Raw genomic sequence first — 26622 nt, forward strand, 5'->3', positions numbered from 1 at the left:
TAAGTCATCAAAGGAGCCCTCTTTAAAGGGCCTTTGTGTCCTTATCCCAGGGCGCGGAAAAAAGTTTAGGGTCCCGGAGCAAATCCCTCACAGACCCCGGGCCAGCGCCCAGTCATGGCCGGCCATCACTGCGGGGGACCAAGATTCCCTTGGATGTCGTCCAACAGGCTGCCTGGACGGCCAGTCATGACGGCGCACTCCCGCAGCACCCACCTCGAGGCGGAAAATTTACGCCCCCGCAGTATTTCGATGTAGCGCCTTTACGCCCGCCGGACCCAGCATGCCTCATCCGCTCCGAGGAGCGCCGAAAAGCACCATGCTGTGAGCATTGTGATCGTCCATGGGCCGCACACGTCCGGCCACTCGCTTCCCCAGGAACTGCAACAACAACTTCAGCAACAAGCCGGCGCGGCGGGATGCACGCTGGAGCTTCGAGGATGCAAGGACCTGAGCCACTTTGTCGGTCAGGTGTGCGCTGCCGGCACCGACAGCACCGAGTTTGTACTGCTCGATCCAGGTGACCTGGCATCAGAAGTACGTGAGCACCCCGAGGCCGGCCTGGCTGACGCGTTAGACCATCTGGGCGCGCCGTATATCGAAGTTCACGAAGAGATTGATGCCGAGCTGCAACACGACGCCGGCTTTCACAAAGCTCCGCTCGCCACCGTCATCATCAACGGCAACATCGGCAGCGGTTACCGCATAGGCCTCAGCATCGCCTTGCGGCAATTGCGCGAAGGCCTGCGCGGCGACGATCAGAGGGGAGTCAACCGCTACCCTCTTCCGCAAGCAAGCATCGCTTGATGGCGTTCCATAGGCCTCCGACGTTGAAAGCCAAACCAGCCACCCGTCGAAGCCGGGCGGCTGAATGGGCTTGCGTTGGCATGCTGCGCGGAGGCTTTCTTAGCGCTGCTTGATCAGGCTATGCACCGCCAGCGGGCCGCCGAACTGTTGCAGCAGACCACCCTCTTCGAGACGGCCCAGGGTGATCGGGCTGAAGCCAAGTGTGGTGACCAGCGCGGCGACCTGTTCGTTGGCGTCCGCATGATTGCCTGAGACGAAGAGGGTGCGATGGCCGTCGCCCACGCGCGGCTCGTCGGCGAGCACGGCGGCCGGCAGTGTATTGAAGGCCTTGACCACCTTGGCGCCCTTGAACTTCGTCGCCACGACCTGGCTGGAGGGCTTGCCGCCAAGGTCCAGCGGTTTGAACGCAGGAAACTCGATGGCATTGGTGGCGTCGACCACGATCTTTCCGGTCCAGTCGCTGCGCAACTTCGCCACTTCCTCCACTGCCCCGAACGGGACTGCGAGGATGATGACTTCCGCGTTCAATGCCTCGCCCGTTTCCTTCGTGCTTACCGAAGGAGCGAAGGCTTTCACTTCCTCTTCCAGCGAAGCCGGTCCGCGGCGATTGCTGATGACGGCCGGAATCTTGTTGCGGGCAAACTGTTTGGCGAGGGCGCCGCCGATGGCGCCTGATCCGATGATGGCGTAGCTCATGAGATATCTCCTGGTGGACGATAACTGGGATGGAGGCGAGGTATCAGCGCGACTTGCTGTCAAGACTGATCGGGCCTGCGCCATGGACGGCCAGCAGCAGGAAGGCGCCGGCAATCGACACGTTCTTCATGAACATGATCATCTGGATCTGATCGGCGAGGTGGTTGTGGAACAGGATGGCCGTGAGCACGGTGAAACCGGCCATCAGCACCGACACGATGCGGGTCTTCCAGCCGAGGATGATGGCCAGCGAACCGAGAACTTCGGTGGCGATCACCAGCGGAAGCACGGCGCCGGGCACGCCAACCGAAGCCATATAGCCCGCGGTGGCCGCGTAGGCACCCATCTTGCCGATGCCGGAAAGCAGGAACAGAGCCACGATCAGTACGCGGCCGAGCAGTTCAGCGCTGCTCTTGATCGTGAAGACAGCGGTGTCTTGCGTGTTGCCTATCGATGAGGCGTAGCGAGCAGTTTCAACTTGAGTGTTCATGGTGATGTCTCTCGTTAAGTGGGTTGCTTGATTGGCCACCGGCTGGGTGGTCGGTTCGGATGGCGCCAGGCGGGGAGTGACAGCCTTCATGCGACCTCGTCTGCGATGGACAAAGGCTAGGCCTTGCCCATGCATCTGAATAGCCTATATATTTCGATGCAAACTATCGTTCTGGACGATATATGCTCGACGCCGTCACACTGGACCAGCTGCGCACCTTCATTGCCGCTGCCGAGGAAGGCAGTTTTTCGGCGGCCGGGCGAAAGTTGCGGCGCGCGCAATCGGTGGTGAGCCAGACCCTGCTCAATCTCGAGGCGCAATTGGGCGTCACGCTGTTCGATCGCAGCGAGCGTTATCCCAAACTCACCGAAGCGGGCGCGGCACTACTCACCGAGGCGCGCGGCGTGGCCGATCAAATGGACGGCTTCAAGGCGCGCGCTCGCTCGATGAAGGAAGGGTTGGAGCCCGAGCTTTCCGTCGCGGTCGACGTGATGTATCCGATGGATGGGCTCACCCGCGCTGCCGGCTATTGCCGCGAGTTTTTCCCCAACACGCCGTTGCGTGTCTACGTGGAAGCACTGGGCGGAGTGATCCGCCCCGTGATGGATGGCACGTGCCGCATTGGCATCGTGGGCTCGCTGCCGGTGATACCCGATGAGCTGGCCTCGGAGCCGCTGATCGACCTGCCCTTTATCACGGTGGTCTCGCCATCGCATCCGCTGGCCAGGCACAAGGGCAGCATCAGCAAGAAGCTCATCGAGAAACAGATCCAGCTGGTGCTGACCGATCGCACGCCGCTATCGGATGGCCGGAGCTTCGGCGTGCTCTCGCCACTCACCTGGCGCCTGGCCGACCTGGGTGCGAAGCACGCGTTCTTGAATGCCGGCCTGGGTTGGGGGCATATGCCCCTGCACATGGTCAAGAAAGATCTGGACGCCGGCAACCTGGTCAGGATCAAGGTGGAGGGAATCGCCAAAGACACGTTTCTCCCCATGCATATCGTCTATCGCAAGGACGCCCTTCCCGGCCCCACCGGACGTGCCTTCATCTCGCAGTTGCGCTGCTGACGGCCAGGCTCGTCAGCAGCACAACCCTGAGCGCCCGAAAGCGCATCAACTCCGCCGCACCGGCAAGAACCGGCTGTTGCGCAGCAATCCCGCCGAGATCAGCGACACCAGAACGCCGACCGGGAAGATTTCCACGAAGGTCATCGGCAGGCGGTACATCGGGTTCGCGTACTGGATCTTGAAGGCCTCCATGTCCGCGCTCAGCTTGGCCAGTGCCTCGGCGCTGGCGCCCTTGGCCTTTTCGCTGGCGATGATCGCCTGCGCATAGGACGTGGCGAAATCCATATGGGTCATCGCCTGTACCCCTTCCCAAGCGATCACGTAGAAGATGCCGGCGATGAAGCTGATGCCCAGGCCGACGCCGAGTGCCGGCCAGAAGCCGATCACCCCGCCCCGGTCCACGTCACGATGCCGCTTGATCCCGACGAACACTGCGCTCAGGGCGATCAGCATCGTCGTGTAGCCGATCAGCATGCCGTACCTCATGGGCGGCATGCCGGAGAACGCGATGAAGGTGACGAATTCGAAGCCGCCGACGATCACGCCGGCGATCACGCCGTACTTAAGGATGGTCCGTAACAAGGTGTGCTCCCCGGTGATGAATGGTGTCGCTATTGACTGCATTCGGGAGCCGGCCGGCAATCGCCCGAATGGGTGATTTGGACGATTTCATCCGAAATAACAAAGCGTCAGGGCACGATACCCAGCTCGCGTGCCCGGCGGATCGCCTCGGTACGCCGCTTCGCGCCCAGTTTCTCGAACAGCCTGGCGACGTGCGTCTTGACCGTGTTCGGCGACACATGAAGGCGCGCGGCGATCTCCTTGTTGGAATGGCCGGCGGCAAGTTCATGCAGCACTTCCAGCTCACGCCCGCTAAGACCCAGCGCCGCCTGCGCCTTCGGGTTGCCGTCAAAGTCGGGGGCCGCCGGCGTCGCAAAGACCCGCACGCCCAGGAAGATGCCAAGCACCAGGAAGGCCGCCGCGACCAGGAACAGATAGATATCGCCCGAATGCATCCGCGCCAGGCGCTGGTAGTCGAGCCACTGCAGGGCAACGGTACCTGCCGCCAGCAGCGCCCCGTAGCCGACCACCCGCTTCCACATCACCGCCGCCTCCACTTTCCCCTTGGAGTCGGATCTTAACGCTGGCCGGGGTTTCTGGTGCTTGCCGAAGGGCTGCCGCATCGTCACAAAAAAAGGCCGGGCCCGAGGGCCCGGCTAGGGAAACGCAACATCGGATGACTTGAGCCAAACCCGCACCGCGCCTTGCCGTCCTCGGCACGGCGGCGTCGAACTAGAACTCCTGGCTCAGCCGTATGCCGATCGTGCGCGGTGGCGTCATGACGGTATAGACCTGGCCATTGGGGTACGCCGGCACCACGTCGTGGGCGGCGCAGACGGCCTCCGCGCATTCGGTGTAGCGGTACAGTTGCCCCCGTTTGTCGAACATGTTGTTGATGTAGATATCCAGCGACAGACCGTGCTTCTTGATGCCGGCGGTAAAGTCCACCGTCGTGTACGCAGGCAGATTGCCCACCAGGCCTCGTTCCAGGATGCGCAGATCTGAGGTGCGCTCGCCCACGTGCACCACAGCTCCCTGCACGAAGGCCTCCATGCCGGCAACGTCGAAGGCATAACGCGCAATCAAATTGCCCTTGAACTTCGGCGTCACCGGCAACTGCGTGCCCTTGGGCGCCTGCGGCCCGGTCACTGTGTCACCCGTGAGCGGATTGACGGTACCCGCGGGGCAGTAGGTGATCGGCGTGCCGCTGGTGTCGGTGAAGCCGCAGTAGTTTTCCGTCAACTTGGCGTTGTACAGGGCGATGCCCATGCCGATGGTGAGGTTATAGGTGGCCGCCCAGTTCAGGTCAGACTCCAGGCCATCGATCTGGGCCTGGCCTGCGTTCTTGATTTCGGTCAGACCGTTGGCGCCCAGGATGCTGAACTGGAAGTCCTTCCACTTTTCGCGGAACACCGCGCCGTTGAACGACAGACGGTTGTCGAACCAGGTCGTCTTCCAGCCCAATTCGTAGTTCGTCAGATAGTCCGACTTGTACGGCGGCAGGCTGCCTCGGCGATTGATGCCGCCGGGACGGAAGCCTTCCGACCAGGTGCCGTAAATCATCTGCTCGGGCGTGATCTGCCAGGTCAGGTTGGCCTTGCCGAGCGAGCCCGATTCGTTGGTGCTCTTGAAGAAGTCCGAACAAGGCGCGCCGTGATACGGCTCCTGCGTCACGCAGCCGGCTTCACCATAGCTCGATGAGGGTGAGTAGCCGGAACTGAAGCCGTAGAAGCCTTGCAAGCTGTTGTCCGTCTTGAAGTAGCGGCCACCGATCGTGCCGGTCAAGGTCTCGGGTATGAAGTCGTAGGACACCTCGCCGAACACCGCCTTGTCGCGGTCATTGCGTTGCTGCTCGGTCAGCCACAGCGTATTGGGCCAGCCCGGCACCGCCAGCGAATCGGCCAGGCCATTGATCATGTAGGCCTGTTCGATGTCGTGCACCTGCTTTTCCCAGAACAGGCCGCCCACCACGCGCAGGCGATCCTCCTTGGGCGAGGCGATGCGCAGCTCGTGGCTGTTCATCGTGTAGTGGTCCTTGCCCTGGATGAACTGCGACGGATTGATCAGCTTGCCGCTGTTGTCGTAGATGTAGGCGCCATAGCCGGCCAGGGTGTCGTACCAGAACGAGTAGTCGCTGTAGTCGCTGTACTCTTCCTGGTTGCGCTTGAGGCGGCCATAGGCATAGGTCAGGTCGAAGTTGCCGATCTTGCCTTCCACCGTCAACGCCGCCTGGATCCAGCGGTCATTGGTCTTTTCCGGATAGAAGTGCGTGAGCGCCAGGCTGCCCACCTGCGGATCGGAGGCCACGTTGCCGTTGGCGATCGTCTGCTGCCCCATCAGCGTCGGGCTGATCGACCACTCGTCGTTGAGGTTGATCTTCAACGCCGCACGCGCGCCGCTGGTGTCGACGTCGTTGTAGTTCTTCTTGGCAGCGCCGGTACAGACCAGCTCCGGCGTCGAGCAACCCTTGGCATTGCTGACGGTGATGCCGGACGTGGGAAACGTGCGCTCGCCAACGACGTTGTCAATGTAGCCCGCATCGTGCTCGTGCCAGCCCACCAGGCGGATCGCCGTGCTCGGCGACAGCGGGATGTTGACCATGCCGTCGGCCTCGTAGCCGATGCCGCCATGATCGACCGAGTCCATGCCGACGCTGTAGCTGGCGGCAAAGGCACTCGGGTCGGGCTTGTTGGTGATGATGCGCAACGCACCCGCTTCCGCGCTGGCACCGTAAAGCGTGCCCTGCGGACCCGACAGCGATTCGACGCGCGCGATATCGTACATATGGATATCGAGCGGCCCCTGGATCGTGGTGACCGGCTGTTCGTCGAGATAGACGCCCACGCTTGGCAAGGAGCCGGAGTGGTTGCCGTCGCCGCCGCTGGCCACGCCACGCATATAGATCAGCGCAAAACCCGGTCCGAAGGTTTGATACGAAACGCTGGGCAGGTACTTCACGTAGTCGTCGAAACTCTTGACGTGCAGTTCCTGCAGCTGCTCTCCGCCCAGCACGTCGATGCTGATGGGTACCTTCTGCAGATTTTCCTCGCGCTTCTGTGCGGTCACCGTCACCGTGCCCAGCGTCTTGGGTTTGGCTGGAGCGGCGGGCGCCGCGGCGGGACTCTGGTTCGGGTTTTGATTCTGCTGGCTGTTGTCTTGCGCAAACACGGATGGCGCTACGGCAAGGCAGATCGCCGCGGCAAGCGGCAACCGGGCTAGTCGCACCCTCTCTGTTCGTATTGGCTGTCTCGGCCTGACCCTATGCATCGACTTACCCTCCCCGGTAGTGACGACGATCTACTTGCTATAGGACTCCCCATGCCGGCGGCTCGGGATAACACCCGAGCACCGGTCCCAACGCCTGTTCCAGCGGTTCCAGCCATGGGGCGTAATGCCGCCAGTGATCCACGCCTTCGCGGTAGATCGGCCGACGCACCTGCTCCGAACTGGCCGTACGCACCGGCCGCTCGTTCTGGAAGAAGCGCAGACACGATTCCTCGAACGGCAGGCCACAATGGTCGAGCAGACGCCGAACCTCCCCTTCGGTGTCCTCGACCATGTGTTCATAGATGACGCGATGGATGCGCCCGGGCAGCACCCGGTCGAAATGCGACATCAGCGCCACGTAGTCGCGGTAGTAGCGACCCAGGTCCTCAAGGCTGTAGCTGAAGCTCTGTCCGCGCGCAAAGTGCTGTTTGAAGCCCGAGAAACAACAGGCCAGGGGATGCCGGCGCGCATCGATGATCTTCGCATTCGGCAGCATCAGGTGGATCAGGCCGATATGCATGAAGTTGTTGGGCATCTTGTCGATGAACAGCGGCGCCGACGTCTTGCGCTGGATGCGCGTGTGTTCGAGATAGCGTTCGCCCAGTTCGTGCAGCGCGTTCGCATCGAGCGCCGCGAGCGTTTCGTGGTACGGCATTTCACTGGCGGCGTGCGCCTGCTCGCGCAGGCTGCGGGTGATCGAGGTGACTTCCGGCAGCTCCATGGTGCCCTCCACCATGCTGTGGCTGGAAAGGATCTGCTCGATCAGGGTGGAGCCGGCGCGCGGAAGGCCGACGATGAAGATCGGATCGCCGGACGCATGGCCGCAGCCGGCGCGCGCGGCAAAGAACTCGCTGGTGTAGCGTTCGCGGATGTGCTCGACGCGCGCTGCGGTTTCATCGGCGCGGTAGTTGAGCTGTGCGTGCCGTATCGCGTTGCCTTGCGCGTAATGACTGAACGACGCCTCGTACTCGCCGCCGTCCTCCAACGCCTTGCCGATGGCAAATTCCAGGTGCAGGCGATCGTCTTCGCCAAGGTCGGCGCGTGCCAGCTGCCGGCGCATGACGGCAAGATCGTCGGCGCTGAAGCGGAAGGTCTTGAGGTTGGCCAGGCTCCACCAGATTTCGCCAAACGAAGGCTGCAGCGCCACGCCGCGACGATAGGCTTCGATGGCGCGCGCGGTGTGCCCTGCCGTCTTCAGTGCATGGCCGTAGCTCATCCACACGCTGGGATGACGCGGATCGCGCGCCACCAGGTCGCCATAGATGCCGATGGCCGGCTCGTAATCGCCGATGCGGCACAGCACCGCCGCCTTCAGGTTGAGGTGACCGAGATTGTTCGGCTCAACGCCGAGCAGCTGTTCGACTTCTGCCAGCGCGCGCTCCGGCTGGTTGCCCCGATGCAGCACCAGCGCGTAGTTCTGGCGCGCCGCATGAAAACTGGGCGCCAGTTCCAGGCAACGCGCGAGCAGATGCTGCGCGTCTTCGAGCCGCCCCAGGCGCGCGGCGACTTCCGCGAGCATGCGGATCGCTGCCACATCGGTCGGCGCCTGTTTCAGATGTTCGCGCAACAGCGCCTCGGCATCCGGTATACGGTTTTCAACCAGGGCGGTGGCGGCCGACAGCAAGCGCGGATCACGCGTCGAGCAGCGCACGTGCTGGGCGTAAGCCGCATCGGCCTGCGCGTGCTCGCCAGCGGCCATCAGGACATCGCCCAGCGCACGCCACGCTTGCGGCAGCTCGGGCTTCAACACCGTCGCCAGGCGCAGTGCCGTCATGGCCTCCTGTCCCTGCCCGCTACGACCCAGGGCAATGCCCAGGTCGAGCTGCGCGTACGCCCAATTGGGCTGCGTGCGCACCAGCTCCTGAAGCACGTCGATGGCGCCCTGCATGTCGCCTTGCGCCGCGCGCGCCCCTGCGAGCAGGCGCATGGCCACCGGCTGGTTCTCGACGACTTTGAGGATTTCGGTCGCCTGCTCGGCGGCCATCGACGGGTGGCTCTCCAGCAGGCGCGCAGCGTGCGCCAGCGCCTGCTCCAGGGTGCCGCTGGCGTCGCGCGCCGTCATCGTGCGCGCGTCCATGGCAGCATGGACAGGGTGATGGCGGTCGGCATAAGGCGGCAGACGCTTCTCATAGGTCCTTGAGCAACCGATAGTTGAACTCTAACGACTGAGTGTAGGAATTGACCAGAATGCGTTCGTCCTGTCCGTGCGAGCGGTCATCGTCCACGTCATAAGGCAAGCCGTTGAACACATACGACGGCATGCCCGCTGCGCGCAGAAATACACTATCGGAAGCGCCGGCCGACATCATCGGCGACACCGGCACCGTACCCCACAGCGATTTCGCCACGCTTGCGATCTGCGCAAACAACGCCGCGTCCACCGGACTGGGCGGACTGGGCTGAGGTGCTGCGACGCGGCTGATGTCGATGCCGTTATCTGCCACGGCATTTTTAAGCATGACGTCGACCTGGTCCGGATCCTCGTCCGGCAGCAGGCGACAGTTGATGGTGGCGCGGGCCATCTGCGGCAACGCGTTCTCCGCATGGCCGCCTTGCAGCAAGGTGGGCACGCAGGTGCTGCGTAGCTGTGCGTTGTTATAAGGCGAGGACGCCGCAAGCCGGATCAGCGCCGCCGGATCGGAGGGCTGCATGCCGACCGCCCGCATATCGGCGGCGGTCTTGCCCGAGTAGAAGCTCGCCAGTTCGGTGTAATAGCCACGCGTGGCGGAGTTGGTGCGCAACGGAAACTGCAGCGACGAAAGGCGGTCCAGCCCTTTGGCGAGCCGATAGATCGCATTGTCGGAGGTGGGCAGCGAGCTATGGCCGCCGGGATTGCGTACGGTAAGCGTGTAGCTGAGGAAGACCTTCTCGGCCGTCTCGACCGAAAGCACCGCTGGCTTGCCGCCGCGGATCTCCGGGCCTGCGCCATCGACATTGATCGAATAGGCCGAACGGATCAGCTCCGGCCGATGGGCCAGCAGCCATTGCACGCCATTGGATACGCCATCCTCTTCGCCAGCGGTCAGCGCGAGGACGTAGTCGCCCTTGGGCTTGTAGCCTTCGCGGTGCAGGCGCAGCAAGGCGGTGACCAACCCTGCCCCGCCGCCCTTGATGTCCATCGTCCCGCGGCCGTAGAAATAACCGTCGCGCTCGGTCAGTGCGAAAGGGTCGACGTGCCAGTCTTCGCGTCGTGCTTCGACCACGTCGAGATGGGCGAGCAGCAGGACCGGCTCGCGCTCGCCGCGGCCATGCAGGCGCACTACCAGATTGCGTCGCTTGGGATCGTCGCCCACGACTTGCACATCCACCGGTGCAAACCCCGCGGCGATGAAGCGCTTGGCCAGGCGATCTGCCGCCACCGTGGTGCTGCCGTGCTCGGAGGTGGTGTCGGTAGTGATCAGCTCGTTGAGCAGCTCTCGGCCCAAAGCGTTCTGCGCGTCGACTGCGGTATCGCCCGCCCTGCCCATGGCAGGCAAGCTGAGTGCTGCGAACACTGCGCTGGTCAAAACACGATTCATGCCCGCTCCATCGCGAGGGCCAAGCCCTGGCCCACGCCCACGCAAAGACTGACCAGTGCACGGCGCTGGTCGTGGCGACGCAAGGCAAGCGCAGCGCTCATCGCCAGGCGCGCGCCGCTGGCTCCTAGCGGATGACCCAGCGCGATGGCGCCGCCGTTCGCATTGAGCTGTGCCGCATCGTCAGCCAGGCCGAGTGCACGCGCACATGCCAGCACCTGCGCCGCGAACGCTTCATTGATCTCGATGCGATCGAAGTCGGACAAGGCCAGGCCGGAACGCGCAAGCAGCTTGTTGATCGCCGGCACCGGACCCATGCCCATCACGCGCGGCTCCACGCCGGCCGACGCCATGCCGGTGATGCGCGCGAGCGGATCGAGGCCGTACTTGCGCACGGCTTGTTCGGAGGCGAGCAGAACGGCCGCGGCGCCATCGTTGAGACCGGAAGCATTGCCGGCCGTGATGCTGGTGCCCGTGCCAAGCAAGGGCTTGAGTGCGGCCAGCTGTTCGCAGGTCGAGCCGGGGCGCGGTTGCTCGTCGGCATCGACGGTGACGGCCTGCTTGCCGGATGTCGTTTCGACCGCGGTGATTTCTTCGGCGAGCCAACCCTGTTGCCGCGCCTGTTCCGCGCGCTGCTGGCTGCGCCACGCGTAGGCATCCTGATCGGCGCGATCGATGCCATGTTCGCGCGCGAGGTTCTCCGCCGTCTGCGTCATGGAATCGACGCCGTGGCTTTCCCGCATGCGTGGATTGACCAGACGCCAGCCCAGCGTGGTGTCTTCGAGCTGCTGGTCGCGGGCCAATGCACCCTGGGCCTTGGCCATCACGTAGGGCGCGCGCGACATGCTTTCCACGCCACCGGCGATGATCAGCTCGGCCTCACCGCCGGCAATCGCCCTTGCGGCCTGACCGATCGCTTCCAGTCCCGATGCACACAGGCGGTTCACCGTGACGGCGGGCACGCTTGCGGGCAGTCCGCTCAACAGCGAGGCCATGCGCGCGACGTTGCGGTTGTCCTCGCCCGATTGATTGGCGCAGCCCAGGATCACTTCGTCCACTGCCGCCCAATCCAGTCTGGCGTGACGCGCCATCAAGGCCGCGATGGGCAAGGCCGCCAGGTCGTCGGCACGCACGCTGGACAACGCGCCGCCATGCCGTCCAAACGGCGTGCGGGTCGCGTCGACCAGAAAAGCGCTATGCATAGGCCCTCGTCAGTGCCATATGCGGTTGCCAGTTGCCGCGCTGGATGGCGTATTCGACCGAGCGCTGGGCATCCTGCAAGGCGGGCAGGATCATTTTCACCGCACGCGCGGGCGTGTTGTCGCTATAGGGCATGCCCACGTTCAGCGCGGCCACCACGCGGCCGTCGGCAGCGTGAATTGGCACGGCGATCGAACACAGGCCCAGCTCCAGCTCGCGTGCCACGATCGAATAACCCTGTTCGCGTACGCGCTTTATCTCGGCCTTGAGCGCCGTCATGGTGTGCAAGGTATAGGGCGTGATCGCCTGGAACTTCTGCTCGCGCATCCAGACCGTCAGCTCGGCGTCTGGCAGGTCGGCCAGTACGACACGCCCCAGCGAGGTGGCGTAAGCCGGCAAGCGCGCGCCGACACCCAGCGCGACGCTCATCACGCGCCGCACCGGCACGCGCAGCACATAGACGATGTCGCTGCCATCCAGCACGGCCAGCGAACAGGATTCGCCTACCCGCTCCGACAGCAAGGCCAGCGTTTCTTGCGCCAGCTCGGTCAGGTCCAGCGATGACAGGTAGCTGTAGCCCAGCTCCAGCACACGGGGCAACAAAAAGAAGCTGCGGCCACGACTGCCCACATAGCCCAGATGCTGCAGCGTCAGCAGCAGGCGGCGCGCTACTGCGCGCGACAAACCGGCGCGTTCGGCCACCTGGGAAAGACTTGGACTGGCCATGTCGTGACTGAAGGCGCGCAGCACTTGCAGGCCGCGGGCCAGCGATTGCACGTAGTCAGCACTGTCCTCGAACGGTTCCGCTGCCATAGGTCGCAAGTGTCCATTGACAGCTCGAGCGTAGAAGGATTCCAATGAGTTCGCAATACGAATTTACGTTCGGTAATCGAACAAGCGATATCCGGGGGGAGAGGCTTGGCAAGCGAACACGACAGCGTCCTGCACAGCTGGTGCGTGCAGTCACAATGGCAGGCGCCGACCGTGGTTGGCGGCAGCGGCGCGCACCTGGTGCTGGCCGACGGCCGCCGCATTCTCGACATGAGCAGCCTGGCCGAGTGCAGCAACCTGGGCCATCAACATCCCGCCGTCGTCGAGGCGATCCGTCGACAAGCCGAGCAGCTGTGCTTCGTCACTTCGGCCTGGGGCGCGCAGCCGCGTGCAGAACTGGCTGAGGCGATCGTGGAAAAGGCCGGCTTCGAAGGCGGCCGCGTGTTCTTCACCCTGGCCGGCGCGGACGCCAACGAGAACGCGGTGAAATTCGCGCGCCAGGCAAGCAGCAAATCGTACGGCGTGATCGTGACGCGCGATCGCTCCTATCACGGCGCCAGCTATGCCTGCATGGCGCTGTCCGGCGATGCACGCACGCGGGCCCAGGTTGATCCCGCATCCTTCGGTGTGCTGCATGTGCCGCCGCCGTATGCCTATCACGGCGCATTCGGCAGCTACGATGCGCCGACCTGCGGCGAGCTGGCCGTGCAAGCTGTGGCGGCAGCCATCGACGATCTCGATGCAACGAATGTAGCCGCCGTGATGATGGAGCCCAACGCGGGCACCAATGGCATCGTCGCTCCCGACAATTACTGGCCCGGCTTACGCGCAGCGACCCAGGCGCGCCAGGTGGCCTTGATCGCCGATGAAGTCATGAGCGGCTTTGGCCGCTGCGGCGAATGGTTTGCCTGGCAGCGCTACGGCGATGAGGGCAAGCCGGACCTGATGACCCTGGCCAAGGGCCTGACCGGCGCGCACTTGCCGCTGGGCGCCGTGGTGCTGTCGGCAGAAATTTCAGCGCGCCTCGAACATCAGATGCTCTATACCGGGCTGACCTATTGCGGTCACCCGCTGTCGTGCGCGGCGGGTCTTGCGGCCTTGCGCGCCTACGAGCAGGAGAACCTGATCGAACGCTCGCGCACGCTGGGCCTGCGCATGTTCAACGAGCTGCAGGCCATGCAATCGCGCCACACCGTCATCGGCGATGTGCGCGGCGGCCACGGCCTGTTCGCGGTGATCGAGCTGGTGGCTGACCGGGCGACCCGCGAACCGTTGTCGCCCTGGCCGAAAACACCGGATGCACTCCATGCGCTGGTCGATGCAGCGATGAGCGAGGGCGCGTCGTTCGCCTGCCGCGGCAACCTGATCCTGCTGGCGCCGCCCCTGGTGATCGCCGAGCAGGACCTGGCTGATGCACTGGCCCTGCTCGATCGGCTGCTGACGCGCTTTTTTCCTTCGGCACTCTAGAGGAAACACCCATGAGCTTCCGCCTCACCTACGCGACCATGTACAACCCGCCGGAGGCGATGCACGAGCGCTTCGAGGCAGCCATGACACGCGTCGAGGCGAAGGCCGGTGCGCGCCACCCACTGTTCATCGACGGCGCCGACTGCGACGCCGCCCATTATGTGGAACGCCACGCGCCGTTCGATCACGCGTTGCGACTGGGCTCGTTCGCCCTGGCCGACGCCTCCGATGCTCATGCCGCCATGTCTGCAGCGCGCGCTGCGTACCCGGCGTGGCGCGCCACGCCGGTGGCCGAGCGCGCGAGGTTGATCCGCCGCGTGGGCGAGATCATGGAGGAGCGCGTCTATGACATCGCGGCCGCACTCACCCTCGAAGTGGGCAAGAACCGCATGGAGGCGCTGGGCGAGGCGCAGGAAACGGTCGACTTCTTCCGTCACTACGCCGACGATTTCGAAAGCCATGCCGGTTACACGAATGTGCTGCCCGATGATCCGATGGATGGCGTGGCGTCGCACAACGCCAGCGTGATGCGGCCGTACGGCGTATGGGTGGTGATCGCGCCGTTCAATTTTCCGCTCGCCCTGGCAGGTGGCCCCGCGGCCGCTGCACTGGTGACCGGCAACACGGTGGTGCTCAAGGGCGCCAGTGATACGCCATGGGCCGGACGCCTGCTGGCCGACTGCATTCGCGACGCGGGACTGCCGCCCGGCGTCTTCAACTATCTCTCCGGTGCGGGACGCGAAGTGGGCGAGGCGCTGGTGCGCCATCCGCATACGGCGGGCATCACCTTCACCGGTTCGGTACCCGTGGGCCGGCAGCTGATGCAGCAGATGACGGGCGGCGACTATCCGCGCCCTTGCATCGCCGAGATGGGCGGCAAGAACCCGTGCATCGTCACCGAGCATGCCGACCTGAATCGTGCCGCTTCCGGCATCGTGCGCTCGGCCTTTGGCATGGGCGGCCAGAAGTGTTCGGCGTTGTCGCGGCTGTACGTTCATGAGCAAGTTGCCGATGCCCTGATCGAACGCATGCGGGCGCAGATTGACGCGATCCGCGTCGGCGATCCGCGCCGGCGCGAGCACTGGCTGGGACCGGTCGTCAATGCGGCGGCCTATGCGAACTACCGCCAATACGCCGACGCGCTGCGCAGCGGTGGCGCCCGCCTGATCAGTGGCGGCGCGCAGCTGGGCGAAGGTCATGCCGCCGAGCCGGCGCTGGCCCAGGGTTACTACGTCGAACCCCTGCTCGCCGAGGCGCCGCTGTCCCATCCGCTGTGGCAGCAGGAGATGTTCGTACCCATCCTGATGCTGCACCGTTATCAGGACCGCGAGGAGGCCATGCGCCTGGCCAACGACTCGCCCATGGGCCTTACCGCAGGCTTCTTCGGCAGCGAGGATGAAGTGCCATGGTTCCACGACCACATCGAAGCGGGCGTGACTTATGCCAATCGCCCGCAAGGCGCCACCACCGGCGCGTGGCCGGGCTACCAACCGTTTGGCGGGTGGAAGGGCTCGGGTTCCACCGGCAAGGCGATCGCCTCGTTCTATTACCTCGCGCAATACCTGCGCGAGCAATCGCGCACGGTGGTGGAGTAAGACCATGCATCTCTCGCTTGCCGATGCGATCGAGAACTGTGTCGCCGACGGCGCCAGCATCGCGCTCGAAGGCTTTACTCATCTGATCCCGTTTGCGGCGGGCCACGAGATCATCCGCCAGCGCCGGCGCGATCTGCACCTGATCCGCATGACGCCCGACCTGGTCTACGACCAGATGATCGGCATGGGCTGCGCGCGCAAGCTCACCTTTTCCTGGGGCGGCAATCCGGGCGTGGGTTCGCTGCATCGCCTGCGCGACGCCGTGGAACACCAGTGGCCCAATGCGCTTGAACTGGACGAACACAGCCATGCCGGCATGGCCACGGCGTTCTGCGCCGGCGCCTCGCGGCTGCCGTTCGGCGTGCTGCGCGGCTATGTCGGCACCGACCTGCCCGCGCGCAATCCGAATATCCGCCACGTCACCTGTCCGTTCACCGGCGAGTCGCTGGCCGCCGTTCCCGCCATCAATCCCGACGTGACCATCCTGCACGCGCAGCGCGCGGACCGCGAAGGCAATGTCGCCATCGAAGGCATCGTCGGCGCCGCGCGAGAAGCTGCGCTGGCAGCGCAGACGCTGATCGTCACCGTTGAGGAAATCGTCGAGGAACTGCCGCCGGCGATGAATGCGATCGTGCTTCCGCACTGGATCGTGAGCGCGGTGGTGCACTGCCCCGGTGGCGCGTATCCGTCGTATGCGCAAGGGCACTACACGCGAGACAACGCGTTCTATCAGCGCTGGGACGCGATTGCGCGTGAACGCGACAGTTTCAGGTCCTGGATGAACGTCAACGTGATCGGCGCCCATGATCATCGGTCGTTCCTCGCCGGTTTGCAGCAGGCGGCATCATGAGTGATTGCACCCGCGACGAGTGGATGACCATCGCCGCATCGCGCCTGCTGACCAACCACGCCGTTTGTTTCGTTGGCATCGGACTGCCCAGCGCAGCCTGCAACCTGGCGCGCCTGACGCATGCACCCGGGATCGTGCTGATCTACGAGTCGGGCACCATCGGCACCCGGCCCGATGTGCTGCCCCTGTCGATCGGTGACGGCGAATTGGCCGAAACTGCCGCTTGCGTGATCTCGCTCCCCGAAGTCTTCAGCTACTACCTGCAGGCGGGACGCGTCGACGTAGGGTTTCTTGGCGCCGCGCAGATCGATCGCCACGGCAACCTCAACAGCACCGTGATCGGCCCGTATGACGCACCGACAACGCGCCTGCCCGGCGCCGGCGGCGCGCCTGAAATCGCGCTGCACGCCAAGCAGGTGTTCGTGATGGCGAAGGCCTCCACGCGCAGCTTCGTCGAGCAGCTCGACTTTCGCACCAGCGCCGGCTATCTCGACGGCCATGGCGCGCGGGCACGCGCAGGAGCGATGGGCGGCGGCCCGCGTGCAGTGATTACCGACATCGGCATGCTCGCGCCGCACCCCGAGTCCGAAGAACTGCAGCTGGTGGCGCTGTACGCCAGCACGAGCGTCGACGAAGCACGCGCCGCGATCGGCTGGCCGCTGCGGATCGCCGAACAGCTGGACACGATTGCCGCTCCGAGCGCACACGAACTCAACACCTTGCGCGCACTCAACGCACGCACCCTCGAGGCGCACGCGCGCCCTGTCCATATTCCGCTGCCCGCTGAAGGATTGCCGTGACCATGACCGTGCCCAATCCGGCTCACATCAAGACTGCCCTGCCCGGCCCCAAGGCCACCGCGATGATCGCCCGCGATGCCGAGGTGATCTCGCCCTCGTATCCGCGCGATTACCCGTTCGCGATGTCGCACGGCCGCGGCACCGAAGTGTGGGACGTCGACGGCAATCGCTTCCTCGATTTCGCCGCAGGCATTGCGGTGTGCGCCACCGGTCACGCCCATCCGCGCGTGGTCGATGCAGTGAAGAAGGCCGCGGATCAGTTCCTGCACATTTCCAGCGACTACTGGCATGCGCAGATGCTCGGCCTGGGCGAGCGCCTTGCACGCGTGGCGCCGATGCAGACACTGGCTGGCGAAGCGGCGATGAGCTTCCTCTGCCAGTCCGGTACCGAAGCGGTGGAAGGCGCGCTGAAACTGGCGCGCTACGTGACCCGCCGGCCGCGCTATATCGGGTTCCTTGGCGGTTTCCATGGCCGCACCATGGGCTCGCTCTCGTTCACCTCGAGCAAGTACACGCAGCAGCTTGGCTTTGCGCCGACGATGCCGGGCGTGACCCATGTGCCGTATCCCAATCCCTATCGCCCGCTGTTTGCCGGCGCCGATCAGGGCAAGGCCGTGCTCGACTACATCCGCATGCTGTTCGAGCGCAGCGTGCCGGCTTCCGAAGTCGCCGCGTTCCTGGTCGAGCCGATCCAGGGCGAAGGCGGCTATATCGTGCCGCCCGAGGGCTTCCTGGCCGGCCTGCGCGAGCTCTGCGACGAGCACGGCATCCTGCTGATCTTCGACGAAGTGCAATCGGGCGTGGGCCGCACAGGCAAGATGTTTGCCTGCGAGCACACCGGCGTGGTGCCGGACATCATGACGCTGGCCAAGGGCCTGGGCTCGGGCCTGCCGATCGGCGCGGTGGTCGCGAAGAAATCGCTCATGTCGCAGTGGAAGCGCGGCGCGCACGGCAACACCTATGGCGGCAATCCGCTCGCCTGCGCCGCAGCCAATGCCACGCTCGACCTGGTCTCCGAAGGCCTGGCCGACAACGCGGCGGCGACCGGCGCGCATTTCATGGCACGCCTGCATGAGCTGGCGCGCGACTATCCCTGCATCGGCGAACTGCGCGGCAAGGGCTTGATGATCGGCATGGAACTGGTGGAAGCCGATGCCGAGCGCACGCCGGCCCGCGCCTTGTGCGACGCCGTGGTCACCCGCGCGTTCCACAACGGATTGCTGCTGCTCTCCTGCGGAACCAGCACGGTGCGTTTCATGCCGCCGCTCAGCGTGAGCACCAGCGAGATCGACGAGGCCATGGTCTTGCTGCGCGCCAGTCTCGATCAGGCACTGGCGGGACACTGACCGGATGCGTCGCCCGGCCATCGCGTTCGCCCTGTTCGCCTGCGCTGGTTCGGCGCAGGCGGCGCGCGAGAGCGTGCTCAAGCAGGTCGACCTGCCGCACAACTACTACTGGCGCGAGCTGTACCTGCCGCAGCTCACCACGGGGCCGGACTTCGCCAGCTTCATGCCTGACGGAGACGCGCTGATCTACAGCATGGGCGGCTCGCTATGGCGGCAGCGCATCGACGGCGATGCGGCGACCGAGCTGACCCACGCCCCGCGCGCCTACGACAATCAACCGGACGTCGCTCGCGATGGCCGCAGCGTGGTGTTCGCCCGCTACGACGGCAACGCCATCGAACTGTGGCGGCTCGACCTGACGACGGGACGCGAGCAGGCGTTGACCTCAGGCGGCGCGGTGAATGTCGAGCCGCGCCTGTCGCCGGACGGCCGCCAAATCGCCTGGGTGTCGACGCAGGGAACCGGGCATTTCAACCTGTTCATGGCCGACATCGATGCGAACGGCCTGCACCATGCGCGCGCCCTGCCGGGTGAGCGCAAGACGGCGCTGGACCGTTACTACTACTCGGCCTTCGACCACGCCATCAATCCCTCCTGGTCGCCGGACGGCAAGACGATTTACTACCTCAGCAATCCGGAGATCGCCTGGGGCACGGGTGATGTGTGGTCGGTGCCGGCGGCCAATCCAGGCAAGCGCAGCAAGCTGCTCAGCGAAGAGACCAGCTGGAACGCGCGGCCCGAACTCAATCCGGACGGCAAGCGCCTGCTCTACACCAGCTACCACGGTCGGCAGTGGCAGCAGCTGTGGCTGACCACAAGCACCGGCGCTGCGCCGCTCCCGCTGACCTTCGGTGATTTCGACCGCCGCAATGCGCGCTGGTCCCCCGACGGCAAGCGCATCGTTTACGTCGACAACCAAACCGGCAACACCGCCCTGCGCGTCATCACGGTACTCGGCGGCGCCACGACCACGGTGACGCCAGCCCATCGTCAATACAAGACGCCACGCATTCGCCTGGTGCTCGACATCGTCGACGAGCACGGCGAGCGCACACCCGCGCGCGTCGCCGTGCTCGCCCAGGACGGCCGGGCCTACGCACCGGATGATGCCTGGATGCATGCCGACGACGGCTTCGACCGAACCCTGCAATCGGCCGAAACCCATTACTTCCACTGCGCGCCGCCGTGTGCGCTGGACGTGCCTGTCGGCGCCGTGAAGATCTGGGTGCAACACGGTTTTGCCTATGCGCCCTGGCGCAAGACGATAAAGGTTTCGGCAGGCCCCGATCTGTCCGTGCGCGCCACGCTCGTTCCGCAAGCGTTGCCCGCGGCGTTCGGCAACTGGATCAGCGCCGACCTGCATATCCATATGAATTACGGCGGCCACTATCGCAATACGCCAGCGAACCTTGCGCGCCAGGCGCGTGCCGAAGATCTCGATATCGCCTATGACCTGGTGGTCAACAAGGAAGAACGCATTCCCGATATCGCCTCCTTCCGCACCGATGCCGATCCGGCCAGCCTGCCGCACAGCCTGGTACTGCACGGCCAGGAATATCACACCAGCTTCTGGGGCCACCTGGGCCTGCTCAACCTCGGCGACCACTACATCACGCCGGATTTTTCCGCCTATCGGCATACGGCGATGGCAAGCCCGTATCCGCACAACGGCGTGATTGCCGACCTGGCGCATGCGCAGGGCGGCCTGGTCGGTTACGTGCATCCATTCGACACCCTGCCCGATCCAGCGCATGACGCTGTGTTGAGCAACGAACTGCCGGCAGACGTGATCAACGGCAAGGTGGATTACATGGAAGTGATCGGCTTCTCCGACCACAAGGCGACCGCCCAGGTCTGGTATCGCCTGCTCAATCTTGGCTTCCACCTGCCTACCGGCTCGGGCACCGATGCGATGGCCAACTATGCCTCGCTGCGCGGGCCGGTGGGTCTCAATCGCGTGTTTCTCGACACCGCCGGCAAACGCGATGCAGCGTCCGCCATGGCGGCCTTGAAGGCCGGTCACGGGTTCGCCAGCAATGGGCCGCTGCTCGGCCTGCTGCTGGACGACGCCAGGCCCGGTGACGCGGTTGCGCCAGGCAAACATCGCTATCGCGTCGCCCTGCGCTCGCCGGTGGCCGTGGAACACCTGGAGCTGGTGCATAACGGCAAAGTGGTGAAAAGCTTCGCGCTCGGCGGCGATCATCATGCGTTCGACGCAGAAGGCGAGATCGAGCTGGACGGCGGCTGGCTGCTGCTGCGCGCCTGGAACGAAGGCGGCGATCCGCAGGTGCTGGATATCTACCCCTACGCCACTACCAATCCAGTCTGGCTTGGCGATCACGTGCGTGCGCCAAGTGCACCCAGCGACGCCGCATGGTTTGCCCACTGGCTGACGCGAACCATCGAAGCGGCGTCCGCTCGCGACGACTACAACACCGCCGAAGAAAAGCGGGCAACGCTCGACTACCTCAACCAGGCACGCGAAGCGTATCGCGCCATGGCCGGCAACACCGCAACCACCGAATCCACACGAGGCACCCGATGAAGCGAACTGTGTGCTCGACGTTGGTCGTGTGGGTGTTGCTGTGCTGCCCCGGCGCGGCCCAGGCCGACGACACGCGATTCAACGCCGCCGACATCAATCGCATCGCCGATGTCAGTGAGCCGGCCTTGTCGCGCGACGGCGAGTCGATCGTCTACACCGTGAGCAAGGCCAACCTGGAACGCGATGAACCGCAATCGGACCTGTGGCGCGTGCGCTATGACGGCACCGGTCGCGTGCAACTCACGCACACGCCGGACAGCAGCGAGAGTCGTCCGCAGTGGTCCGCCGATGGAAAGTTGATCGCCTTCCTTGCCGACCGCAAGCTCGATGGCGAAGCCAGCGACGACGACACCAAGACCCAGGTCTGGGTGATGCCGGCCGATGGTGGCGAAGCGCATCGGGTCACCAACCTGCCGAGCGGCGTCGAGGACTTCGTGCTTTCGCCCGATGGCAAACAACTCGCGGCCATCGCCTTCGATCCCGAATATCCGCCGGGCAGCAAGAAACCCAGGCATCCGCTGCCCATTGCCACCGACCGCTTCCAGTTCAAGGACGATGACACCGGCTGGCTGGGCAACCGCCACAAGCATCTCTACCTGGTGGACCTCGCCAGCGGGACCGCCACCGCGCTCACCTCCGGAAAACATGACGAACAGCTGCCCGCCTGGTCGCCAGACGGCAAACTGATCGCTTATGTCACTAGGCGCGGCGCCGATCCCGATCGCCACCTCAACTACGACATCTATGTGATCGCTCCGCGTGCCGGCGCCAAAGAAAGACAGCTCACCACGTTTTCCGGCGCCGATCTCGACCCTTACTGGGAAACGCGCCCGACGTGGAGTCCCGACAGCACGCGTATCGCCTATCTGCAAAGCGGCGAGGACAAGTGGATCTATTACGCCCCCTGGCAGTTGGCGATTATTGATGTCGCCACCGGCAAGGCCATGCTGCCGGCTCCGATCGATCGCTGCTTTACCAAGCCGCGCTGGTCGCCCGACGGACGCAGCGTCTATGTCTTGATTGAGCAGGCGCAGGTCACCCACTTGTCCCGCGTCGATCTGTCGAGTGGAAAAATCGCCGAACTGACCCACGGGGATCGTTTCGATACCGACCTGGACGTATCGGACAACGGCCGCGTAGTCGTCTTGGGCGGCGATAGCCTGCACCCCCCGCAACTGTCGGCAGTCGAGCAGGACCACTTGCGCCTGCTGGACGATCACAACGCGTGGCTGGATGGCAAACACCTGGCAACCACCGAAACGCTGCACCTGCAAAGCGCTGATGAGACTCCTCTGGATGCGCTGCTGACCAAACCCCTGGGGTATGTGCCGGGTCGACGCTATCCGACCATCGTGCGCGTCCATGGCGGCCCGGTGTACCAGTTCAGTCACGAGTTCATGCCCGACTGGCAGGTTTACGCGGCACATGGCTACGCGGTGCTCGCCGTGAATCCGCGCGGCAGCTCGGGCCGCGGCTTTGAATTCGCCAAGGCGATCTACGCCGACTGGGGCAACAAGGACACCCAGGATGTGCTGGCTGGCGTCGATCGCGCCGTAGCGCTGGGGGTTGCCGATCCCGCCCGCCTGGGCATCGGCGGCTGGAGTTACGGCGCGATTCTCACCGACGAAGTCATCACCCGCGATACGCGCTTCAAGGCCGCCATCGCCGGCGCAGGCTCGGGCAACATGTATGGCATGTATGGCGACGATGAGTACGCACGCGAGTACGAACTCGAGCTCGGCACGCCCTGGGCCAATCGCGACGCCTACGACCGCGCGAGCTACCCGTTCCTCCACGCGGACCGGATCAAGACGCCAACGATGTTCCAGTGCGGCGAGCGCGACTTCAACGTGCCCTGCATCGGCGCCGAGCAGATGTACCAGGCGCTGCGCTCGCTGGGCGTGCCGACCGAACTGGTGATGTATCCCGGCCAGCATCACGGGCTGACCGTACCCAGTTACCTGCGCGACCGCCTGGAACGCAACCTGGCCTGGTACGACCGCTTCCTCAAATCGGCGGGCGCGAATCCGTGATCAGTACAACGTCAATGCGACGGCTCGTATCGCCCGAAGCGCTTGAGCAGCTTGATCAGCTCCGCATGCGGGATGGCCTTGGCGTAGTGCCCGCCATCACCCTGCATGTCGCGCGCGGCGATCATCGCATTGACAATGCTCTCCTCCGCCGCCTGCGCCGTGGCCTCGAACAACGGGTCCACATGGTCGTTGCCGATGAAGCTCGCCTGCTGCAGCGGCGTATCGTGCAGCGCCTGGGCATTGGCGGTGGAGAACGCCACGAAGATGTCGCCCGACCCATTGCCGGCAAAGCTGCCCATGCGGGCCAGCCCCATGCCGGCGCGCTTGGCGATGCGCTTGAGCTGCTGCGGCAGCAGCGGCGCGTCGGTGGCCACCACGATGATGATGGAGCCGGTGTCCGCGGCGGCGGTATGGGCCCCGCTGCGCACGCGGTCGTCGCGAAGATACTTGCCCACCGGCGCGCCGGCGATGCGCAAGCTGTCGCGCAGTCCGTAATTGGCCTGTACCAGCACGCCAATGGTGTAGTCGCGCTCGCCGATATGCACGCGCCGCGAGGCGGTGCCGATACCGCACTTGAATTCGTGGCAGATCATGCCGGTGCCGCCACCGACATTGCCTTCGGCCACGGGCCCGCTCTTGGCGTCACGCAGGGCTTGCGCTGCGTGCTCGGGACGGACGTGAAAGCCGTTGATGTCGTTGAGGTCGCCATCCCAGGTTTCGGCCACCACCGGCAGCGACCACCAGTAGCCCGATGCATCCGCGCCACCCGCACGCACGCGCTCGGCAATCACCGCATCGCGCACCACGCCGACGCTGTGCGTATTGGTCAGCATCACCGGGCCTTCCAGCTCCCCCGACTCTTCCAGCCAGGCCGTGCCGGTCATCTCGCCATTGCCGTTGAGCGCGAACGATGCGCCGAAGGCAGGAACGTCGAAGCTGTCGTGCCCTCGGGGAAGTATCGCCGTGACGCCCGTGCGCACCTTGTGTCCGTTCGGCAGATCCTCGATCAGCGTCACCTGCCCCACCGTCACGCCGGCCACGTCGGTGATCGCATTGAGCGGACCGGGTGTGCCATCGAAGGGAATACCAAGTTCCCTGGCGCGCGGCTCGGCCGCCGAGGCGACACCGCACAGGACACACAGTGCAAACGCGAGACGACAGCGGGGCATGGAGACTCCAGAGTTCGACCGTTTGTTGGATCAGTCTATCCCGGGAAGCCCGCCTCGCATGCACGCTGATACGAAGATCACCGACCTCACGCTCGCTCGCGCACTCGACCCGAAGTTTTACTTCGGCGATCCCATGCTGGCGATGGAACAGCGTGCGGTATTCGCACGCAGCTGGCAGCTGGTAGCCCATCAGGAACAGCTGACCGGTCCGGGCGACCATGTGGTGGAACATATCGGCGGCGTACCTGTGCTGATCGTGCGCGGCCAGGACAAGGTGTTGCGCGCCTTCCCCAATGTCTGCCGCCACCGCGCCGGCCCGCTTGCGCTGTGCAATGGCAAGGGCGCGCGTTCGCTGCACTGCAAGTACCACGGTTGGACTTACACCCTCGAAGGCCAGCTGCGCAGCGCCCCGGAAATGCAGGACGCCTGTGACTTCAAGGTGGAAGATATCCGCCTGCCGCCGCTGCGCGTACACGAGTGGCAAGGCCTGGTGTTCGTGGCGTTGGACGAACACACGCCTGCCTTCGACGAGGTCTACGGCGGCATCGCCGAACGCATCGCCCCCATCGACCTGTCCGCGATGCGCTATCTGCGCCGCGACAGCTACGACATCGACTGCAACTGGAAGGTCTACATCGACAACTTCCTGGAGGGCTACCACCTGCCCCATGTGCACCCGGGCTTGTCCAGGGTGCTGGACTATCGCGCCTACGACACCGAGTTGTTCCCATGGCACTCGCTGCAATCCTCCCCGTTGCGCAACAGCGCCGAGATCTACGGCGACGGCCAGGCGTTCTATTACTTCATCTACCCCAACGTGATGTTGAACATCATGCCGGGACGCCTGCAGACCAACCGCATCCTGCCGCTGGGACCGGGCCGCTGCCGCGTGGAGTTCGACTATTACTACGCGCAGGACGAGGCGGCGCAGAAACGCATCGCGGCCGACCAGATGTTCAGCGATGAAGTGCAGCAGGAAGACATCGATATCTGCGAGGCCGTGCAGAAGGGCCTCGCCTCCGGTTACTACTCGCCCGGCCGCCTGTGCCCCAAGCGCGAAGGCGGCGTCTGGCATTTCCACAACCTGTTGCGCACGGCCTATGCCCAAGGCGCTGGAGAACCTGCATGACGATGAAGTTGTCCGGCCTGTTGTGCGCCATCGCGATGGCGTGTGCCCTGACCGTTGCTGATGCGCAAGGCGTACAACGCACCGTCGTACACGCTGGCCATCTGCTCGACGTGGACAACGGCAAGCTGCTCAGTGACCAGGCTGTCACCATCGTTGAAGGTCGCGTCGTGTCCGTGCAGCCGTGGGCGGCCAGCAGCGGCAATGGCGCCAAGGTATTGAACTGGACAGCCTATACCGTCGTGCCCGGCCTGATGGACATGCACACCCATCTGGCCGATGAGATGGAAACCGCCGACTACGGCGCCGCGCTCAAGAGCAACCCCGCCCGCGATGCCTTCATCGGCGCCAAGAATGCGCACGACACGCTGCGCGCCGGCTTCACCACGGTGCGCGACGTGGGCGTATTCCGCGGCTTTGCCGATATCGCATTGCGCGACGCCATCAACGCCGGCTATGTGCCGGGTCCGCGCATGTTCGTTGCCGGTGCGTACATCACCATCCCCGGCGGTGGCGGCGAAATCACCGGGCTGCCGCCGGGCACGGTGGTGCCGCCGGAATTCCGGGTTGGCGTCTCCAAGGGCGTGGAAGACGTGCGCAAACATGTCGACTTTCTGCTCGACCATGGCGTCGATCACATCAAGGTGATCGCCACCGGCGCCGTGCTCGCCGACAACACCGAGCCAGGCGTATCGGAATACACCGAAGAGGAGATCCACGTCGCCGTGGTGGAGGCGGCCAAGCGTGGCAAGTTCGTCGCCGCGCACGCGCATGGCGCCGAAGGCATCAAGCGGGCGACCCGCGCCGGCGTGCGCTCCATCGAACACGGCTCGCTGATCGACGACGAAGGCATCGCCCTGATGGTGCAGCACGGCACCTGGCTGGTGGCGGACATCTACAACGGCGACTACATCGACAGCGTGGGTCGCCGCGAGGGCTGGTCCGAGCAGACTTTGCGCAAAAACATCGAAACCACCGATGCCCAGCGCGATGGTTTCCGCAAAGCAGTAAAAGCCGGTGTGCACATCGCTTTTGGCACCGATGCCGGCGTGTATCCGCACGGTGACAACGCCCGTCAATTCGCGTACATGGTGAAGTATGGAATGACGCCTCTGCAGGCGATCCGCTCGGCCACCATCGACGCGGCACGCCTGATGGGCAAGGAGAAGGAACTCGGCTCGATTGCGCCCGGCAAGGCGGCCGACCTGGTCGCCGTGGCATGCGACCCGCTGCAGGACGTCGAATGCCTGCGCAAGGTGCAAGGGGTGATCAAGGCTGGTGAGACGGTTTCCCTCGACTAACCCAACGAGTGCAGATGAC

21 protein-coding genes are annotated in these 26622 nt (G+C 64.7%); 11 read left to right on the forward strand and 10 right to left on the reverse strand.

The window, feature by feature from the left end; translation table 11 throughout:
* The first annotated feature begins 321 nt into the window (after positions 1-321).
* Complete coding sequence (locus tag AB4Y82_RS07075; protein ID WP_441602153.1) at positions 322-804, forward strand: type II 3-dehydroquinate dehydratase; 483 nt, start codon at positions 322-324, stop codon at positions 802-804.
* A 99-nt stretch (positions 805-903) separates the two neighbouring features.
* Here AB4Y82_RS07075 and AB4Y82_RS07080 read toward each other — a convergent pair whose 3' ends face one another.
* Positions 904-1500, reverse strand: a complete 597-nt coding sequence (locus AB4Y82_RS07080; RefSeq protein ID WP_441602154.1) for an NADPH-dependent F420 reductase — start codon at positions 1498-1500, stop codon at positions 904-906.
* 43 nt (positions 1501-1543) lie between these two features.
* Positions 1544-1990, reverse strand: coding sequence for a DoxX family protein (locus AB4Y82_RS07085; protein WP_441602155.1), 447 nt, complete (start codon positions 1988-1990; stop codon positions 1544-1546).
* 182 nt (positions 1991-2172) lie between these two features.
* Between AB4Y82_RS07085 and AB4Y82_RS07090 the strand changes: the two genes are divergently transcribed.
* Complete coding sequence (locus tag AB4Y82_RS07090) at positions 2173-3057, forward strand: LysR family transcriptional regulator (protein WP_441602156.1); 885 nt, start codon at positions 2173-2175, stop codon at positions 3055-3057.
* Between the two features lie 45 nt (positions 3058-3102).
* Here AB4Y82_RS07090 and AB4Y82_RS07095 read toward each other — a convergent pair whose 3' ends face one another.
* The 7 genes from AB4Y82_RS07095 to AB4Y82_RS07125 form a co-directional block, all read right to left on the reverse strand.
* Positions 3103-3612, reverse strand: coding sequence for a DUF4199 domain-containing protein (locus AB4Y82_RS07095; protein ID WP_441602157.1), 510 nt, complete (start codon positions 3610-3612; stop codon positions 3103-3105).
* Between the two features lie 134 nt (positions 3613-3746).
* Positions 3747-4160, reverse strand: a complete 414-nt coding sequence (locus AB4Y82_RS07100; RefSeq protein WP_441602158.1) for a response regulator transcription factor — start codon at positions 4158-4160, stop codon at positions 3747-3749.
* Between the two features lie 190 nt (positions 4161-4350).
* Complete coding sequence (locus AB4Y82_RS07105) at positions 4351-6885, reverse strand: TonB-dependent receptor (RefSeq protein ID WP_441602159.1); 2535 nt, start codon at positions 6883-6885, stop codon at positions 4351-4353.
* A 37-nt stretch (positions 6886-6922) separates the two neighbouring features.
* Entirely contained in the window at positions 6923-8947 is a 2025-nt protein-coding gene (locus tag AB4Y82_RS07110) for a tetratricopeptide repeat-containing sulfotransferase family protein (protein ID WP_441602443.1), read from the reverse strand.
* Positions 8948-9011: 64 nt separating this feature from the next.
* The gene (locus tag AB4Y82_RS07115) at positions 9012-10403 is read right to left on the reverse strand and encodes a M20/M25/M40 family metallo-hydrolase (RefSeq protein WP_441602160.1); all 1392 of its coding nucleotides are present in this window, start codon (positions 10401-10403) and stop codon (positions 9012-9014) included.
* Complete coding sequence (pcaF, locus tag AB4Y82_RS07120) at positions 10400-11602, reverse strand: 3-oxoadipyl-CoA thiolase (protein WP_441602161.1); 1203 nt, start codon at positions 11600-11602, stop codon at positions 10400-10402. The genes AB4Y82_RS07115 and pcaF overlap by 4 nt, the downstream gene beginning before the upstream one ends.
* Entirely contained in the window at positions 11595-12413 is an 819-nt protein-coding gene (locus AB4Y82_RS07125) for an IclR family transcriptional regulator domain-containing protein (RefSeq protein ID WP_441602162.1), read from the reverse strand. The genes pcaF and AB4Y82_RS07125 overlap by 8 nt, the downstream gene beginning before the upstream one ends.
* 105 nt (positions 12414-12518) lie before the next feature.
* Here AB4Y82_RS07125 and AB4Y82_RS07130 point away from each other — a divergent pair, with 105 nt between their 5' ends.
* From AB4Y82_RS07130 to AB4Y82_RS07160, 7 genes are read left to right on the forward strand one after another with little or no spacing between them, the layout of a single operon-like run.
* Complete coding sequence (locus AB4Y82_RS07130; protein WP_441602163.1) at positions 12519-13838, forward strand: aminotransferase family protein; 1320 nt, start codon at positions 12519-12521, stop codon at positions 13836-13838.
* A gap of 11 nt (positions 13839-13849) precedes the next feature.
* The gene (locus tag AB4Y82_RS07135) at positions 13850-15433 is read left to right on the forward strand and encodes an aldehyde dehydrogenase family protein (protein ID WP_441611193.1); all 1584 of its coding nucleotides are present in this window, start codon (positions 13850-13852) and stop codon (positions 15431-15433) included.
* A 4-nt stretch (positions 15434-15437) separates the two neighbouring features.
* On the forward strand, positions 15438-16283 hold the full coding sequence (locus tag AB4Y82_RS07140) for a CoA transferase subunit A (protein WP_441602165.1): 846 nt from the start codon (positions 15438-15440) through the stop codon (positions 16281-16283).
* On the forward strand, positions 16280-17083 hold the full coding sequence (locus tag AB4Y82_RS07145; RefSeq protein WP_441602166.1) for a CoA-transferase subunit beta: 804 nt from the start codon (positions 16280-16282) through the stop codon (positions 17081-17083). Before AB4Y82_RS07140 ends, AB4Y82_RS07145 begins: the two co-directional genes overlap by 4 nt.
* Before the next feature lie 2 nt (positions 17084-17085).
* Positions 17086-18429 (forward strand): acetyl ornithine aminotransferase family protein, encoded by a 1344-nt coding sequence (locus tag AB4Y82_RS07150; RefSeq protein WP_441602444.1) that lies wholly within the window; start codon positions 17086-17088, stop codon positions 18427-18429.
* Between the two features lie 4 nt (positions 18430-18433).
* Positions 18434-20974 carry a CehA/McbA family metallohydrolase gene (locus AB4Y82_RS07155; protein WP_441611194.1) on the forward strand — a complete coding sequence of 847 codons (2541 nt, stop codon included), beginning with the start codon at positions 18434-18436 and terminating at the stop codon, positions 20972-20974.
* On the forward strand, positions 20971-23007 hold the full coding sequence (locus AB4Y82_RS07160) for a S9 family peptidase (RefSeq protein WP_441602168.1): 2037 nt from the start codon (positions 20971-20973) through the stop codon (positions 23005-23007). Before AB4Y82_RS07155 ends, AB4Y82_RS07160 begins: the two co-directional genes overlap by 4 nt.
* A gap of 11 nt (positions 23008-23018) precedes the next feature.
* On the opposite strand, the gene AB4Y82_RS07165 is transcribed toward AB4Y82_RS07160, so the two are convergent.
* A complete protein-coding gene (locus AB4Y82_RS07165; protein WP_441611195.1) occupies positions 23019-24176 on the reverse strand; it encodes a DmpA family aminopeptidase in 1158 nt (385 codons plus the stop codon).
* Positions 24177-24234: 58 nt separating this feature from the next.
* Here AB4Y82_RS07165 and AB4Y82_RS07170 point away from each other — a divergent pair, with 58 nt between their 5' ends.
* Both AB4Y82_RS07170 and AB4Y82_RS07175 read left to right on the forward strand, forming a co-directional pair.
* Entirely contained in the window at positions 24235-25305 is a 1071-nt protein-coding gene (locus AB4Y82_RS07170) for an aromatic ring-hydroxylating oxygenase subunit alpha (RefSeq protein WP_441602170.1), read from the forward strand.
* On the forward strand, positions 25302-26603 hold the full coding sequence (locus tag AB4Y82_RS07175; RefSeq protein WP_441602171.1) for a Xaa-Pro dipeptidase: 1302 nt from the start codon (positions 25302-25304) through the stop codon (positions 26601-26603). The genes AB4Y82_RS07170 and AB4Y82_RS07175 overlap by 4 nt, the downstream gene beginning before the upstream one ends.
* The last annotated feature ends 19 nt before the right edge of the window (positions 26604-26622 follow it).

This window comes from Dyella sp. 2YAF14 (genome assembly GCF_052114725.1).
Lineage (GTDB): Bacteria > Pseudomonadota > Gammaproteobacteria > Xanthomonadales > Rhodanobacteraceae > Dyella.